Origin of the sequence: Rhodopseudomonas sp. WA056, from assembly GCF_010906995.1 — a bacterium.
Lineage (GTDB): Bacteria > Pseudomonadota > Alphaproteobacteria > Rhizobiales > Xanthobacteraceae > Rhodopseudomonas > Rhodopseudomonas palustris_G.
In genome coordinates this window covers 1-16,677 of record NZ_QPFS01000107.1, presented here as the reverse complement: position 1 = coordinate 16,677, position 16,677 = coordinate 1, and the positions used below count along the sequence as shown (strand labels likewise).

Genomic DNA, 16,677 nt, shown 5'->3' with positions numbered 1-16,677 from the left:
CCGTCACGCATCACGATCTGGAACTCCTTGATGCCGCCGACGCGGTCGAGCACGTCCTGGACGTAGTGGGTGGGCAACTGGCGGCCGGCGATCTGGATGACGTCGTGCACCCGGCCCATCAGTTCGTGAATGAAGAAACCGTCGGCGGTCTCGCTCAGCACCGCGAGATCGCCGGTGCGATAGCGGATCAGCGGCATCAACCGGTTCTTCAGCGTGGTGATCATCAATTCGCCGCGGCTGGCGCCGGGCACGTCCTCAAGCTCGGCACCGCCTTCGACCGGCGTCACTTCAGGCCAGCACAAGGGATCGAACACATCGAGCGCAGAGCGATCCGGGTCGGTCTGGTAGGCGACGACGCCGGCTTCGGCGAGGCCGTAGCGATCGATCACCTGGCAGCGGAGCGCGCGCGCGATGGTCTCGCGCTGCTTCTTCTCGAGTAGCTCGCCAGAGGATTCGAAGATACTGAACGCCTTGCCGCCGCCGTGCCGCGCCTCGACATGCAGCGCGAGCTGATAGATCGTCGACGGATGGCCGTGGACCAGATGCGGCCGGATCGACCGGATCTTCTGCCAGATCGCTTCGAGTTCGTCCGGCTCGAAGGTCGAGAAGAAGATGTTGTAGCGGTTCATCGCGAAGCATTTGAAATCTTCGCGCAGCTTCGCCTTCCATGGAATCGCGTCCGGAAACTTGCTGGCGAAATGCAGCTCCGAGCGCATGTGGTGATTGCCGATACGGGCGCGGGCGTAGCGCACCACAGCGGAGGTCCAGTCGGCGCCGTCCTGATCGTAGTAGATGTGCGCCGACGGGCCGGTGGAGCCGCCGGTCTTGGCGTCGAACTTCTTGAAACCCGCGTGGTCGCTGCGTAGCAGCCGCTCGCCCTCGGACCGAATGATGTCCTTGGTCAGATGCGGAATATCCATCCAGTATTTCGGATCGCGCAGCAGATTCTCGGGATCGAAGCGGATGTTGGAGAACAGGTCGCGATAATACGGAACGTTGGCGGCGGCGAACCGCACCATATCGACCGCCTCCGCCCACGAGTGGGTGCGCCGCTGCGCGAACGGCAGCGCCATTTCCGCCGCAAACAGCCGCCGCTTCGACCTGATATCACGCCCCTCGAGACGCTCAGCGATCGGGTAGGCGACCAGACCGGCAGCCAGCCCCTTCATGCCGTTCACGACTAGACGAAGCATCTCGACCCCATTTCGCGTCTTGCGACCGAACATCAAGCAGGCGGGAACGTGCGCGCCCCGTCGAGCCCAACAACCGAAATGGCCGGTGCGACCGCAACGCTGCTGATTACACCCGATGGAGAGGCGAGGCAATCAAGCGCCCCGCCCCGCTCCCGCTAGGCGACGACTACCCGGCGATAGACATCGACCAGCGTTGCGGTCACCGCTGACCAGGAAAAATTGTTCAGAATATGAGACTGCAGTTCGCTCCCCGGCCCGGCTGCCAGGGCCGCATCAATGCCGCGCCGGATATCGGCCGGATCGTCGTGGCGGACATATTGCGCATAAGCGCCGAAATAGTCGCGGGTCGATCCCTCCGAGGTGACGACCAGCGGCGCGCCGACGGCGGCGGCCTCGAGCGCGGCCAAGCCCGGTGTCTCCAAGGTCGACGGCAGTACGAACGCCGAACACGCCGCGTAGGCCGACGCCAGCAGCGGATCGCCGTGATCGAGCGGACCAAGATAGCGCAGCCGGTCGCCGCCTTCGGCCAACATCTGCCTGCCGTAGTCCGGTTCCCGTACATGCCCGATCACCACCACGGGCAACTCGTGCCCCGCCATGGCACGCAACAGGCCGAGCTGATTCTTGCGCGCCTCGACATTGCCGACATTCAGCACGAACGGCCCGTCGATCCCGAAACGCTCGCGGAACAGCGCCGAATCGTGCGGCCCCGCGAAGCGCGGCTCGACGCCGTTCATCACCGCGGTGAAGCGTTCGCGCGGCAACGAGAACACCCGCGCTAGCGTATCCGATTCAGTATTCGAGTTGGTGATCACGAGATCGGCGAGCGAGAGCTGCGCGCGGATCTCGTCCATCGGATAGCGGTGCGCAGTCTCCTCGGTGATCCAAAGCGACGAAGTGATCACCAGCGGCAGGCCCCGGCTCTTGGCATAGCCACAAAACTGGATTGAACCGCCGAGACAGCCGAAAAAATGCACCAACGACGCCTGGTCGAAGGCGGGCTTCCAGATGTCGTGCAGCACCACCTCGACGCCGAGCGCCGGAAGATGCTCGGCGTATTTGAGGAGCTGAATTTCGCCGCCGCCCGGGGTGGCGAAAGCCCAGGGATAGGTGTTGAACAGAACCCGCATCGGCCGGCATCTCCCATCGACAGATCGCGCGGCATCGCCACGCTTGCTCAGTCGGCCATTCTCTCGAGACAGACGCGCAGCCGATCGCCCCACGGCTTCGGCGCGATGCCGAAAGCGTCGTTCAGCCGGCCGCACGACAGTTGCGAGTTGGCGGGCCGTTTCGCCGGGGTCGGATACTCCGCGGTGGTGATCGGAACGACGGACCGTGGGACGCGGCGGCCGGCGCGGGCGGCCTCGGCGAAGATCGCCTGCGCGAAACCGAACCAGCTCACGGCCCCGCTGCCGGCATAGTGAAATACCCCCGCGTGCCGGGCGCCTGCTCCCAACTGTGCCACGATCGCCAGACAGGTCTCAGCAATGTCGGCCGCATAGGTCGGATTGCCGACCTGATCATCGACGACGCGCACCTCGTCGCGCTCGCGACCGAGCCGCAGCATGGTGCGGACGAAATTCTGCCCCTGCTCGTAATACACCCAGGCGGTGCGCAGCACGATCGCCTGCGGATGCTGCTGCATCACGAGGCGCTCGCCCTCCGCTTTCGAGGCGCCGTAGACGCCGAGCGGCGCCAAGGGATGATCCTCGCGATAGGGCTCGTGCGCGCTGCCGTCGAACACATAGTCGGTGGACAGATGCACGAACGGCAGGCTGCGGTCGGCGCAGACCTTCGCCATCAGCTCCGGCGCCCGCGCGTTCAACGCGAAGGCGGCATCACGTTCGGTCTCGGCCTTGTCGACCGCCGTATAGGCGGCCGCGTTGACGACCGCAGCGGCGCCGATCCTGGTCATGGCATCGACCAGCGCCGCCTCGTCGAGCACGTCGACATCACCGCGGCCGAGCGCCTGCAGCGCCACGCCGCGCGCCTCCGCTTCGCGCACCAGCGCGGTGGCGACCTGACCGCTGCGGCCGAATACCAGCACCGTCATCGGGTGCACCGCTTGAAGACAATCGGCATCGCCTGCGACCGCTCAGGCTGCGCCGTGCAACAGCGGCTTCCACCACCATTCATTGGCAAGATACCAGTCGACGGTCGCCTCGATGCCGGAGTCGAAATCATGTTCGGCTTTCCACGCCAGTTCGGTTTCGATCTTGGTCGCATCGATCGCATAGCGGAAATCATGGCCGGCACGATCGACCACGAATTCGATCAGCGACGCGTATCCGCCGGCCGGCGCATCGGACGTTTTGGCATCGAGCAGGGTACAGATGCGCTTGACCAGATCGATGTTCCGACGCTCGTTGCGGCCGCCGATGTTGTACTGCTCGCCGAGCCGGCCGCGGCTGACGACGAGCCACAGCGCCTGCGCGTGATCCTCGACATACAGCCAATCGCGAATATTGAGGCCCTGCCCGAAAACCGGCAGCGACTGCCGCGCGAGCGCGCGGGTGATGGTGCGGCCGACCAGCTTTTCCGGATACTGATACGGCCCGTAATTGTTCGAGCAGTTCGAGATCAACGCCGGAAAACCGTAGGTGTGAAACCAGGCACGGACCAGATGATCGGATGCCGCCTTCGAGGCAGAATAGGGGGAATTCGGCGCGTAGGGCGTCGTTTCGACGAAGTAGCCAGTGTCCCCCAGCGTGCCGTAGACCTCGTCGGTCGAGACGTGCAGAAACCGGAACTGGTCGCGCGCTTCGCCGCTCAGTTCGTCGCGATAGGCGCGTGCGGCTTCCAGCAGCCGAAAGGTGCCTACGATATTGGTATCGATGAAATCTCCGGCGCCGCGGATCGAACGGTCGACATGGGACTCGGCGGCCAGATGCATGACATGCGTCGGCCTGGCATCGCGCAGCAGCGCGCTCACCAGTTCACGATCGCCGATGTCGCCCTGAACGAAGCGATAGCGCGGATTGTCTTCGATGGTTTTCAGCGACTGGAGATTGCCGGCATAAGTGAGCTTGTCGAGATTGACCACCTGTGCGTCGGTGCGCTCGATCAGATATCGGCAGACCGCAGACCCGATAAACCCGGCGCCACCCGTCACGAAAACCGTCGTCATTCAGCGTCCACCCGCACCTGCTTCGCTCTCGCACGCTCCGGCGCGCCGTCGAAAACAATCAAAAAATCAATAAATTGAACGCGCCGAAGGAACCGTCCTTCGACATTTTCACTGCTGGCGTTCTAGTTGGAAACGGGATTCGCTTCAAGCCGGCGAGCCATCGTCCGGTCCACCGGCCGCCAAACGGTTGCAATGCCGGGGTCGGCATGTGATCTGTTGCCGATGCAAGTCACCACATCACAGTCAGGCGCAACTCCGCAGCGCGTTTTCGTCATCGCGCGTGACATCCAACGCAACGATGCGGTCGGAAACTTCTGTGAGCAGGTCGGCATGCTGCTTCGGCGCAACGGTTTCGACGCTGTTCTGGCGGCGGAGAACTGCCATCCGGACGACCGCGCGCGGATCCGGCCGATGCCGGCGGCGCTGGCGGAGATCGCGCCGGAAGACATCGTGATCTTTCAGTTCTCGACCGAGGATCCGGCCTTCCCGGCGGTCGCCGCGCTGCCCAATCCGAAGATCGTCTTCTATCAGAACATTACGCCCGAGCGGTTCTTTCGCGGGACCGACGACCGCACCGCCGATCTGGTGAAACAGGGACTGGCGCAGCGCGGATTGTGCAGCCGGTTCGACGTCGTGATGGCGAATTCGCGCGCGACGGCGGCAGCGCTGGTCGAAGGCCTGCCCGCGGACCAGGCAGCCGGGATCGACCTCGCGCAGATCGTCCCCTGCCCGCCGGTGATCGGCGTCGCGCGCTGGGACAGCATCGCCACGGCCGATGCGCCCACCGGCTCCGACGAGCGCCTGGTGCTGTTCGTCGGACGGCTGGTTCCGCACAAGGGCATCGAGGATCTGATCGCGGGATTCGCACGCCTCGCAAGCACAGACAAGCACGTCCGCCTCGCTATCGTCGGCGGCCCCTCGCAATCGGACTATGCACAGGGACTGAAGCACGGCGTCGCCGAACTCGAGCACGGCATCGCGAGCCGCATCACCTTCCATCACGACATTAGCGAAGACGATTTGAAGCGGCTGTATCAGCAGGCCGCGGTGTGCGCTTCGATGAGCCGGCACGAAGGCTTCGGCGTACCGCTGCTCGACGCGATGTTCTTCGGCAAGCCGCTGGTGATCCGCGCCGAACCCGGAATGATCGAAACGGCGGGCGATGCGGCGATCGTCGTCGCCGAACCGACACCGGAGGCGACGGCGGCCGCGCTGGGCGCCGCGCTGAACGACGAGCAGGTCCGCGCGAACCTCGCAGGCGGGCGCGCCAGGCAGCTCGAGGAGCTGCGTTCGGCCGCCGACGGTCGCCGGATCATCAATGCGATAGCGGAGGCGCGGACGCGCTGGCGTGCGCGCCAGCGTCGCTCACACAATTCAGTCGCCCCCACTACACCTCGAATAAACCCGCCCCGTCACAGCTAGAAGCACCTCTTGGACGCACTACTTCTCGCCGTTTGCTCGACGCATCCAAGAAGTGCTATAATTTAGTCAACAGACATTGACCGGATTAACGAATTGGATGTCGGTAATGAGGCAACCCAAGGCCGCACAGACTACCTCCGCCGAGGCAATACGCATACTCATGGTGACACACGTCATCCCCTTCCCGCCAGCAGCGGGAAACGAGATCCGAATCTTAAACATGCTGAACTGGATGCGTCGTCAGCGTTACCAAGTAACGCTAATTATCTGCCCTTTGGACGGCAACATTCCAGACGACGCAACGACCGCGCTACGCGACCTAGTGCATGAGCTTCACGTCTTTGATAGACACTCAGTACAAGCACATGGCCTACACTCCGTTACAATACCTCTCGATTCTGATTGCTGCGATGATCGACTGTCAACGATTCAGGACAATTTCTGCCCCGGCTGGCTGATCACTGAAATTGGCAGGCTTACCGAGGCCATCACCCCTCATATCGTTGTGGCTCAGTACGTGTTCATGAGCCGCATCCTCCGAATGCCCGAGCACGCCCGATGCCTTAAAGTTATCGATACCCACGATCTATTTTGTAGAAAGCAACATACTGCGGAGCAGTATGGAATGAAGTACGGCCTCAGCTTGAGCGACGAGCAAGAGAGTCGGCTACTACAAAGAGCAGACGTCTTGCTCGCAATACAAGCGACCGAGCAGGCAGAACTACATAAACTAGCTCCATCGTCTCAAATTCTGCTGGTTGGCTTTGACCAAGAGCTCCCCACTGTTGATCGAACACGGCAGAAGAAAGATCTTGTGCTGATTGTCGCATCTTCAAATGAATTTAACGTGCGAGGAACGCAGGACTTCTTAGATCTTACGTGGCCGCTTGTTCGTGAAGCTCGTCCTGATGCAAAGCTAAGGATCTTGGGACGCGTCTGCGGGCGCGTTCGCAGCACCGACCCGTCCGTTGAACTAGTAGGATATGTCGAGGATCTTCAAAATGAATACGATGAAGCAACGGTGGTCGTGAATCCATGCCGCGTCGGCACTGGCCTGAAGATCAAGACGGTCGAGGCACTTGCCCGTGGAAAAGCTCATGTCGCATGGCCATCTTCAATCGACGGACTGCGCGAGATCGGCGATGTTCCGGTCGCCATAGCGCGCAACATAGTGGATTTCGCCGACTCTGTCGCCCGGCTCCTCGATGAAGCACGAGAGCGCGACATCCTTGAAACGTCATCTCGAAGATTTATCGCCGAGAACTTCGGCCCCGAAAAGGTCTATTCAGGACTCGCTGCGGCGATCGAAGAGCATTTAGAGTCGTCAACAGAATCTCGATCGATAGTGGGCACCTGAGATGGGTAATTTCGCCACATCTATTGACCGGCGATAACACTTCAACTGCGGAATGAGTTTCTGACCAGAGTATTTAATCGTTCGGCGTAGTTCCTAGCGACCGTTGAAAGGGAGTACTTGCTCTCAATCATCATTCGTCCCGCCGCAGCGATCTGATTTGTGAGATGCTCTCGTTCAAAGCACGCACGCATCTGCTCACAGGCCTCATCAATGTCGGGATCACACCAACGCTGCCCCTCGGAGAACGCATATTCCCAAGGCTTCACATCCACCATATTGCCCCCAACCAGGAAGGCTGTCTCATCCGTTGTGAAGTCAACATTCCCTGAAAAATTCGTAACAATGACTGGTCGCCCAAGCAGCATCGCCTCGGCTATGTTGCGACCAAATCCTTCGGCCCGATGGAGCGAGACAAAACAATCACACACTGACTGGAGACCGATAAGCCGGGAGCGCTCAAAGGTCTGATCAATCACACTAATGCGCCGATCCGACGCACAGAGCTCCAAAAGCACATCTAGCTCTGAAGAACGACTGCCCGCAGTGTTCATCATTTTTACCACAAGATGCACAGGGGTCGAAGGACGCGGAAACGCTTTCAAGAACGCGCGCGCCGTAGCAAGTGGGTTCTTTCGGTAGATGCTCGAATTACCATCGAAAATCGTTAGAAAGACAAAATCCCCGTCCGGAAGACCGAAGTCGCAACGGCGGTACGATTTTATAACTTTCGGCAATGTCACCGCCATCGGCATCACACGAACCGGTCGGTCCGATGCGGCAGAAATAGATTCAGCGGTATAATTCGACGACGACCATATCTCGTCTACCACCCTCGTGATCGAATTCATTGCCTTTGGGGCGCTTGGCAACTCCCATTGCCAGCAGGCGATATTGTAGCGACCGCCCAGTATAGAATTGCGTGTCTCAGCTACCAATCGGACAGTGTCGTAGTGCGGGAGAAAAATCAGATTGACATTGTAGATAGGCATTGTCGACTCGAACGATCTCAATGAGCAGTCATTCTCGCGTGCGCCTAACACCAGGGGAACGAACGGGACGCAGTGGTCAATATCGAGCCTTCTCAATGCCCGCGATGCGGCGCGAACATCCTCACCAATTCCAAGCTCGCCTCGCCCGAATCCCACAATATTAACTCCGAAACGTCGGAATGATCCGCTCATCGCTCGCAAACTACTTTGCGAACTGGTCGGCTCATCTCGCCGTCGCTCTCGATCCCCCCCATCCACGGACGCTGCTCGCGGGTAACCTCGACTCGGACCCAGCTTGGCAAGCATCGGATCTGAAACTCCGTCCGTTAGCCACCAATTGACGAATTCAGAGCGACCGGCCGCCGTTTGCAGATCGAACGCGTCGCGCAGATCGTCCCGGCTCTGATGAAGAGCATGTAGCCCCTTGGTTATTGGCAATATCGCGTCTTGCGGCACCCGCTCGTCGACAGCGAGGTAAAAATCCTGCGGCACTAACTGGGCGAGCTCAGGGGTCGAAATCCCGTTCGTTATCCACCACGCGATCAAACCGCTCCGACCCCGCCTCTGATCGAGATCGAATGCAGCGCGCAAATCAGATCGACTCTGGTACAGCGCGTGTAAGCCCGTTGTAATCGGAAGGACAGCATCCTGAGCTAAGCTTGTGTCGACCGCCTGACAGGATTCGGATGACACTAACATCAATAGCTTCGGATCGACGACCCCCGCCGTCATCCACCATTCGATCAAACCACGCCGGCCCGCGCCCTCCTGAAGATCGAAAGCAGCACGCAAATCATCGCGACCATGGTATAGCGCATGCAAGCCCTGCGTAATCGGAAGTATCGAATCTTGTCTGACAGAGCAATCGATTTGCTGAAGCCAATGTTTTTGCGGCCCACTGATCTCAAGGCCGAACTTCAAATACATCGCCGCTCGATCGCGCTCTCGCGACATGTCCATCTGCGCCTGCAGAGTTCTATTGCCCTGCAGAATGAGCTCAAAAATTCGAAGGCGCGGGAAAACCCCCTCAGGCTCGTTCAAACCTGATGAGGGCGAAAACAGCCAATCGACACTCGTCGCCGTTGGATAGTCTGTATATTCGATGTTGGATTCGATGATCGGGTCATTGAATAGAAAAACATTCCGTTCCCTTACCTGACAAATCTCATCCGGCACGGTTCCTCTTGCTGTTTTTTGGTGTGCATGGAGCCAGGTGAAATCCACGATCGAAGCGTCGGCCTCGCGGAGACGGAGAGAGAGAATATGCTCATCGAGGATCGACGTAGCCTTCGAGATGAAGCGCGACAGAGATGCGTCGTTGAGAGCAAATGAGGAATGCCACTTTCCATGGGGAAGACCTTCGCCCGTCACCCACTCCAACAGATGCCGTCTGTAATTCTCTGAAAGCGGCGCGTCGGCCAGAAATGGACGGCTGCTCACCCCCGAGAAGACATCTTCGATGTCAAACGGAGCGACAAAGGATCCGAGCCCGCGAATCCTTGACGGCACGACAAAGAGAAACTTCGAGCATGCCCAGGTCTGAAAACTGCGACCAAATGCCCTGACGGAATCCGGATAGGAATCGACATGACCAAGAACGACGTCGTTACTTGCTGCAAACTCAAGCATCTGGACATCAATTAGCGGATAGAATCCGTTGTATTGATTTTGAAAGGCTGAGGTTACGACATGCACGAGATCGCACTCATCCAACTTGGACGAGAACTGGTCGATCGCAACATCCCAGCCAGAGAATTCTCGCCTTACGTTGTTTCCGCCGATAACCTTCACATTCGACGCAACGTCCGACACGAATTCGGGCGGCAACGCGTTATCAACTATGATCGCATCGTAGGTCAGTTGCGGCAGACCTCGATAGAAGTCCTGCAATCGTTCAAATGAACCATGATAGTCCACGTTTCCGTAGCGCACAAAGAGTGTGAGCAGCTTCATTCCGGAGCCTCGGCCTCAAAGATCACAGCATTCTGTGTGGAGTTCGACCATCCCGCACGTTCAATGGCAAATTGATCCTCAAGATAGAAGAACTTCAGTCGCTCCAAGGATGAATTGAAGTCAATTTTAGAAAGTGCATCGGTCACCGCGCCCAAAATTACGGCTGCGGACTGCTCCCACCCGACCACGTTTTCTGGCGAACATGGAGGAAGAGGCTCGTGGGCGTGTTTGGGCCTCGCCAGCACCCGACGAACCGCCCTTAGGAGCTCGTTTGTATCCGAAAAGGGTATTATCTCGCCGACGGGGTTTGTCTTCTCTCGAATTTCGTCGACTAACGCTGAATGGCGCACTATCGCCGGTTTACTGAACGATAGAGCGTGGAGGATCGGCAGGCCGAAGCCTTCGTAAAAGGAGGGCATCACGACGCACGCCGCGTCGCGATAGAGCAACGCAACGGAATCATGATCCAACCTTCCTGGGGGCAAGCGCTCAACGTTTGGGAGATCACACTCAACGTCACCCAGAACCTTGATGGCGGTCTCGGGAAACGCTTTCGCGAGAACAGGAACGGTTTCCGCGAGTCCTTTGTGGAAGTATTTATTGCCAACTACGGCTACGTAGGGCTCATTCGAGTTGCCCACTTTTCCCACCGGATTTGAAAAATACTCCCGAGGATCTAGTGAACAATACGCGATCGAATAGGGAATTCGTTGGGATGACGGAAACCGCCGATGAACTCGGTCACGAGTGTATTCGCTGATAAAGAATAGGCCATCAGAGAATTCCGCAACCATCCTCAGGACGCCATCGTAGTGTGGCATTCTGATGTAATGACAATCCCACGCAATAAGGTCGAGAATCAGATGAAAATTGACAGATGCGAGCCTCGCCAAATCCCGCACTTCGGTGAAGCTCCATGGCTGCGTTAGCCTCACAGCAGCATCAAATACTACTCCCGGCTCAACCTCGAAGATAAGTCCGCTGGGAATGATCGACTCCAATCCGTGGAAGTCGGCCGCCTCCTTGTGAACCCAGAAAGATAACTCAAGCTTGTACTGTCGTGCGAGCCTCGTTAAAGGCGAAAGTAGCGAAACTATATGTTGCGCAGTTCCATTGTGCGCTGCCTGAAGATTCCTGATATCAATCAGAACTGCACTTTCCGCCTTAGTCCGAATGCGCTGCCAGAGCAATTTCTCTGCTTGATCCTCGGGCAAATCGGAATACAGCTTGATTGCTTTGTAATAGTCCGAGGCGCGATCATACAGAATTGCGGGAGTGGAGCGGACAACATCCTTGCGGGTTGCACGAAGCAGCGCACGATTACTGATGACCGCTCCAAACCCCCTTCTATTAGCTCGTATGAATAGTCGGGTCAGAGCGCCACACAAATCACGCTCATTTCCACACAAAGGACCAAAAGTCCTGAGCAGGGAATTCCGCACTAGAACAGGCCCCCCCCTGTATAGACCTTGCTTGATAGGAGGCAACAACGAGAGAAGAACATCAGCCGCCGCGCCGTCATCCGCCAGTCCAGGCAGAGGCGCTGAACCACCATGGGTCGTGCGAGGAATGGCAACCCCAAACAATGGGTCTGAATGCAACGACCGGGCAAGCTGAGCGACTGCCTCTGAACTGAATTCGAAGTCTGGCGAAACAAAAAGAACGTCGCGTCCAGACGCAATCATGGGATGAAGCGCTCGATTGAGCCTGTTGTAATACGAACTGTTGCCATCCAAGGAATGGCCACAACCACCGCTTTCAGGGGGCTGGCTGCTCGACTCCGCCGGACGCTGTATTTGCGAAGCATCATGAATAGCAAGCACCGGATAGTGTGCCCCCAACATCTCGGAAAATCGAGCAAGCTCGGAATCCGCGGATAGGGGCGCCACAACAACCACTACTGGATGCTCGAAATTCGGTGTAGACACGGCAGGCCTCAATTTGTCGCGTATGCGCACAGGACACGCAGCGTATAGACTATTGAGGAGATGATGTCATCGCATCTGAAGCCGCGTGGAGCTGCGCCCGATGCGTCAATGCCCCTCCCCCGTAGCGAAAGAGGGAGTAACGCTGCCGACGACAATGTTGCCGGTTGAATCAGCCGCACTCGTCTAGCGCAGGCATCAAAGCTCAGAATCGCTTTGCAGCAAGCGCCAGAGCAGACTCATTTGGTGGCTTGCAGATTGCGCCGAGGCGGAGAAAGGCAATCGTGCCAAGGCTTGGACGATCGAACATCTTCAGCTTCAAAGCTAATGGGATGGTACTTGAAATACAGTCTCCATCCCGCCCCACACATACGCGACGCCATCGCAAAATAGTCTTCCATCGCCTCGCCCTGATAGTTTTCGGCGTCCCACCGATCAATCATGTCGCCGAACAAGTGAACCAGCTCCTTTTCAAAATTGAAAAGGCAACATGCCAAGACACGCTCTCTCGGTGCAGGGAAGAACTTTGACTTAATCCCGGGCGAATTGGCAATGTACATTGAGAGGCTACGCTCAAGAAGAAACGGAAGAGAGCCGCAGGAGCGAATCGCTCGGCCATAGTAGAATTGAGGCTCATAAAGAAAATTGTACAGATCGTCGCCCAGCAAATCTCTGCCCGCATCGAGAACGGGAAGAACCACATCCTCCATATAGGCAGACCAAAACGCTGGCGACCCGAACCAATAGCTGCAAGTCGACAAAACGTCGGCCGTCTGGTGGCCCGTTCGCGCCAGGTCGACCTTTATCCCAACCTTATCAAACACAGCTTGGCTTTTTCGAGTGAAGTCTGGATCCCTCGTGCTTTCAGAAAATTGCCAAAGATTTTTGTGCGTATAAACGAATTGGGGGTATGGATTCACTACATAGACATCGTAGCCAGGGTTCTCGCCGATCCATGCGCGCACATCGTCCCCGTCGAGCAAACTCTTCCCCTGAAAACGAATCGAAACAGCCCCCAGAATGTCAGATTTTTTGTATTCTCCGCTCTCAAATAGCTCCTTGAAGATCTGGAACTCACGCAATTCCGGGCGAGGATTGTGGCAAAAATCGAAGGCGTCGAATCCCTTCTGAATCATGTTGCGATGTTGCGGCTCGATGCAGTTCTGCAAAAGAGTAAGCTTCATTGGGGGCCTTCTATGAAGTGCTTTAGCTACCTGGAGAAACTACATTAACGTCAGGCTGACATAAAGAGAGGATTGAGCAGAGCACCACCCCCAGATCCACTTCTCAATCGGAACGCTCATAGGATTCGTCGCAGCACATCAATCTCGTGAGACGGATGAGATTAGCTCAACAATGTCCGCACCGGCAGCAGATCAACATTGGTAGAGCTTGGCTTTCGACTTTTCCTGCGGACAATTGTGGGTGGCCAACTGGGTTTCTGTTGTCGATTTAATTCTCGCCTTGCCAATTGTTGCATACGGACATATTTTTATACGAATTAGCTGCCCTAGCGTGCCCATTGAATGTCCATGAAGATAACGGAACTCGACATCCCCGGCGTCAAATTGCTGTCGCCGAGACGATTCTCGGATGATCGCGGCTGGTTCTCGGAAAGCTACAATCAGAAGACGCTCGCTCAGTTCGATATTCATTGGCAGTTCGTTCAGGACAATCATTCCTACTCGAAGCATGCCGGCACGATCCGCGGGTTTCATTTTCAGGCGCCGCCGCATGCCCAGGACAAGCTGGTCCGCTGCGTCCGTGGCAGCATCGTCGACATCGCGGTGGACCTGCGCGCCGGCTCGCCGACCTATGCGAAATGGGTCGCGGCGGAACTGTCCGCCGAGAACGGCGAACAACTGTTCGTTCCGGTCGGATTCGCGCATGCTTTCATCACGCTCCAGCCCGATACCGAAGTGCTCTACAAAGTGACCAGCTTTTATGCGCCGGAATCCGACGGCGGCGTTCGATGGGACGATCCTACCATCGGGTTTCCGTGGAAACTGCCCCCGGGCGCCCCGCATCTGTCGGCCAAGGATGCCAAGCTGCCGCGACTGCAAGACATCGAAACGCCGTTTCGGTGATCGCGCCGGAACGTAGTTGGCCGGCGCCGGGCTTCGATCCGGACCGGTCCGCAACGCCGGCCCGGCTCATCTCTTGACTTTCCGGGCCGGTCTGACTTCTAACCGTGCCCAGGCGCCCGAAATCCCGGGTCTTTTCTGAACGTTCGAAAGTGGCAAGATGAAGCGGGCTTTGATCACCGGCGTGACCGGACAGGACGGCGCTTATCTGGCCGCACTGCTGCTGGAAAAAGGCTACGAGGTTTTCGGCCTGGTGCGGCGGTCGAGCTCGGCCGATGTGATCGACGCCAAGCTGCGTTGGCTCGGTGTTCACAACGATGTCCGCTTCGTCGACGGCAATCTGCTGGACCTGTCGTCCCTGATCCGCGCGATGCGCGACATCAAGCCCGACGAAGTCTACAATCTGGCGGCGCAGTCGTTCGTCAAATCGTCCTGGATGCAGCCGATTCTGACCGGCCAGGTGACCGGCCTGGGCGCGGTGAACGTGCTCGAGGCGGTACGGCTCGACGCGCCGCAGGCGCGGTTCTACCAGGCGTCGTCCTCGGAGATGTACGGCCTGATCCAGGAGCCGGTGCAGAGCGAGACCACGCCGTTCTATCCGCGCTCGCCCTATGCGGTCGCCAAGGTCTATGCCCACGGCATGACGGTCAACTATCGCGAGAGCTTCGGTCTGCACGCCAGCAACGGCATCCTGTTCAATCACGAGTCCCCGGTCCGCGGCATCGAGTTCGTCACTCGCAAGGTCACCGACGGCGTCGCCCGCATCAAGCTCGGTCTGCAGACCGAACTGCGACTCGGCAATATCGACGCCAAACGTGACTGGGGCCATTCCAAGGACTACGTCCGCGCGATGTGGATGATGCTGCAACAGGACAAGCCGGAGGACTACGTCATCGCCACCGGCCGCACCACCACGGTGCGCGACATGTGCCGCATCGCATTCGCGCATGTCGACCTCAACATCGACGATCATCTGGTGATCGATCCGGACCTGTTCCGGCCTGCGGAGGTCGACGTACTGCTCGGAAATCCGGCCAAGGCGCGTAGCAAGCTCGGCTGGGAACCCACGATCACACTCGAGCAGTTGATCCAGGAGATGGTCGAAGCCGATCTTCGCCGGGTTCGGCAGCAGATCGGTTAGCGCCGATGAGCTCGTCGACGCCTGCGCGGCTGTTGGTCACCGGCGCGACGGGGTTCGTCGGTCATCATCTGGTCGACACATTGGGCGCGCGTCTGCCGGAGAGCGAGATCCTGCTCGCCGATCGTCAGACTTCGTCGCTCCACGCCGGTTCACGGCGTCGCTTCGTGCGTCTCGACGTCAGCGACGCCGATGAGGTCGACCGGCTGATCCGGACCGAGCAGCCCACCCATATCGTTCACCTCGCCGCCGTGGCTGCGGTAACCGCCGCGAATTCCGATCAACGGCTCGCCTGGGCGATCAATTTCGGCGGAACGCAGAATCTCGCGCTCGCGGTGTCCGCATTCGCGCCGGATTGCCGGCTGCTCTATTGCAGCAGCGCTGAAGTCTATGGTGCCAGCTTCAAGTCTGGCCGGCCGCTCGATGAAAGCGCCTTGCTCGATCCGGTCAATCCGTATGGCGCAGCGAAAGCGGCCGCCGACATCATGTTGGGCCAGATGGCGCGCAGCGGACTACGGGTGCTGCGGCTTCGTCCGTTCAATCACACCGGCCCCGGCCAGACCCCGCAATTCGCCATTCCGGCTTTCGCCTCGCAGATCGCCAGGATCGAACGCGGCGAGCAGGAGCCGGTGATCAGCGTCGGCGACCTGTCGAGCCAGCGCGATTTCCTCGATGTACGGGACGTGGTCGACGCCTATCTCCGAGCGTTGCTGCGATTCGACGACCTGCCGAACGGCGCGGCAATCAATATCGCCTCCGGCGTCGCCCGGCCGCTGCAGGAAGCGCTCGACAGCCTTCTGTCGCTGACGTCGTCGAAGATCGAGGTGACGGTGGATCCGCAACGGCTGCGGCCGAACGATACGCCGGTCGCTTTCGGCAACGCCGCGCGAGCAGCCGAGTGGCTCGATTGGCGCCCGGCCCACGACTGGCCAGACACCATCGCCTCGGTTCTCGAGTACTGGCGTGGACAGACTGGCTGAAAGGGAAACGCGATGCACGGTTCAGGCAAGTGCCGCATCATCGATCGCCCCGGCGGCAGTCCGGCCACAGCCGCTGGGGTATGAGGATTCAGTATTGACACGTCCCTGCCGGCGCGCAACCGGCCGGGTAACACGACCATCCCGTCCTGCCGATGCCACCCCGATCCGGGGCACCTCGTCTGCAAGCCGGCTGTTCTTGCCACTGCCCCGATGCCGAGGCTAACCTTGATCAACGAGGACTCGATGGACAACCGTATCATTCCCCTGATCATGTGCGGCGGCGCGGGGACGCGGCTTTGGCCTGCGTCGCGGGAGGTGCGTCCGAAGCAGTTCCTGCCGCTGTTCGGGAAGCGCTCGACGTTTCAGGAGACGCTGCTGCGGGTGTCCGATCCTGCGCTGTTCGGCCGGCCGATCGTGATGACCAATACGGGCTATCGCTTCATCGTGCTGGAGCAGCTCAGCGAGCTGGGCATCGAGGCCGATATCCTGCTGGAGCCGGCGCGCCGGGA

13 protein-coding genes are annotated in these 16,677 nt (G+C 58.9%); 6 read left to right on the top strand and 7 right to left on the bottom strand.

Annotation, left to right across the window (positions count from 1 at the left end):
- From DU475_RS18390 to rfbB, 4 genes are all read right to left on the bottom strand, one after another.
- A partial coding sequence (locus tag DU475_RS18390; RefSeq protein ID WP_205524454.1) for a phenylacetate--CoA ligase family protein occupies positions 1–1,193 on the bottom strand: 1,193 nt, incomplete at its 3' end.
- Positions 1,194–1,348: 155 nt separating this feature from the next.
- Positions 1,349–2,323 carry a glycosyltransferase gene (locus tag DU475_RS18385; protein ID WP_164632945.1) on the bottom strand — a complete coding sequence of 325 codons (975 nt, stop codon included), beginning with the start codon at positions 2,321–2,323 and terminating at the stop codon, positions 1,349–1,351.
- 47 nt (positions 2,324–2,370) lie between these two features.
- The gene (gene rfbD / locus DU475_RS18380) at positions 2,371–3,246 is read right to left on the bottom strand and encodes a dTDP-4-dehydrorhamnose reductase (RefSeq protein ID WP_164632944.1); all 876 of its coding nucleotides are present in this window, start codon (positions 3,244–3,246) and stop codon (positions 2,371–2,373) included.
- Between the two features lie 42 nt (positions 3,247–3,288).
- Positions 3,289–4,320, bottom strand: coding sequence for a dTDP-glucose 4,6-dehydratase (rfbB, locus tag DU475_RS18375; RefSeq protein ID WP_164632943.1), 1,032 nt, complete (start codon positions 4,318–4,320; stop codon positions 3,289–3,291).
- Between the two features lie 330 nt (positions 4,321–4,650).
- Between rfbB and DU475_RS18370 the strand changes: the two genes are divergently transcribed.
- Both DU475_RS18370 and DU475_RS18365 read left to right on the top strand, forming a co-directional pair.
- Complete coding sequence (locus tag DU475_RS18370; protein WP_164632942.1) at positions 4,651–5,742, top strand: glycosyltransferase family 4 protein; 1,092 nt, start codon at positions 4,651–4,653, stop codon at positions 5,740–5,742.
- A gap of 106 nt (positions 5,743–5,848) precedes the next feature.
- Entirely contained in the window at positions 5,849–7,099 is a 1,251-nt protein-coding gene (locus DU475_RS18365) for a glycosyltransferase family 4 protein (RefSeq protein ID WP_164632941.1), read from the top strand.
- Between the two features lie 41 nt (positions 7,100–7,140).
- On the opposite strand, the gene DU475_RS18360 is transcribed toward DU475_RS18365, so the two are convergent.
- The 3 genes from DU475_RS18360 to DU475_RS18350 all read right to left on the bottom strand — a co-directional run bounded on the left by DU475_RS18360 (position 7,141) and on the right by DU475_RS18350 (position 13,150).
- The gene (locus tag DU475_RS18360) at positions 7,141–10,041 is read right to left on the bottom strand and encodes a glycosyltransferase family 4 protein (protein ID WP_164632940.1); all 2,901 of its coding nucleotides are present in this window, start codon (positions 10,039–10,041) and stop codon (positions 7,141–7,143) included.
- Positions 10,038–11,969 carry a glycosyltransferase gene (locus DU475_RS24540; RefSeq protein ID WP_164632939.1) on the bottom strand — a complete coding sequence of 644 codons (1,932 nt, stop codon included), beginning with the start codon at positions 11,967–11,969 and terminating at the stop codon, positions 10,038–10,040. Before DU475_RS24540 ends, DU475_RS18360 begins: the two co-directional genes overlap by 4 nt.
- 236 nt (positions 11,970–12,205) lie before the next feature.
- A complete protein-coding gene (locus tag DU475_RS18350) occupies positions 12,206–13,150 on the bottom strand; it encodes a hypothetical protein (protein ID WP_164632938.1) in 945 nt (314 codons plus the stop codon).
- Between the two features lie 348 nt (positions 13,151–13,498).
- Here DU475_RS18350 and rfbC point away from each other — a divergent pair, with 348 nt between their 5' ends.
- From rfbC to DU475_RS18330, 4 genes are all read left to right on the top strand, one after another.
- The gene (rfbC, locus tag DU475_RS18345; protein WP_164632937.1) at positions 13,499–14,053 is read left to right on the top strand and encodes a dTDP-4-dehydrorhamnose 3,5-epimerase; all 555 of its coding nucleotides are present in this window, start codon (positions 13,499–13,501) and stop codon (positions 14,051–14,053) included.
- Between the two features lie 157 nt (positions 14,054–14,210).
- Positions 14,211–15,191, top strand: coding sequence for a GDP-mannose 4,6-dehydratase (gene gmd / locus DU475_RS18340; RefSeq protein ID WP_164632936.1), 981 nt, complete (start codon positions 14,211–14,213; stop codon positions 15,189–15,191).
- 5 nt (positions 15,192–15,196) lie between these two features.
- Positions 15,197–16,168 carry an NAD-dependent epimerase/dehydratase family protein gene (locus tag DU475_RS18335; protein ID WP_142883377.1) on the top strand — a complete coding sequence of 324 codons (972 nt, stop codon included), beginning with the start codon at positions 15,197–15,199 and terminating at the stop codon, positions 16,166–16,168.
- 243 nt (positions 16,169–16,411) lie between these two features.
- A partial coding sequence (locus DU475_RS18330) for a sugar phosphate nucleotidyltransferase (protein WP_246700361.1) occupies positions 16,412–16,677 on the top strand: 266 nt, incomplete at its 3' end.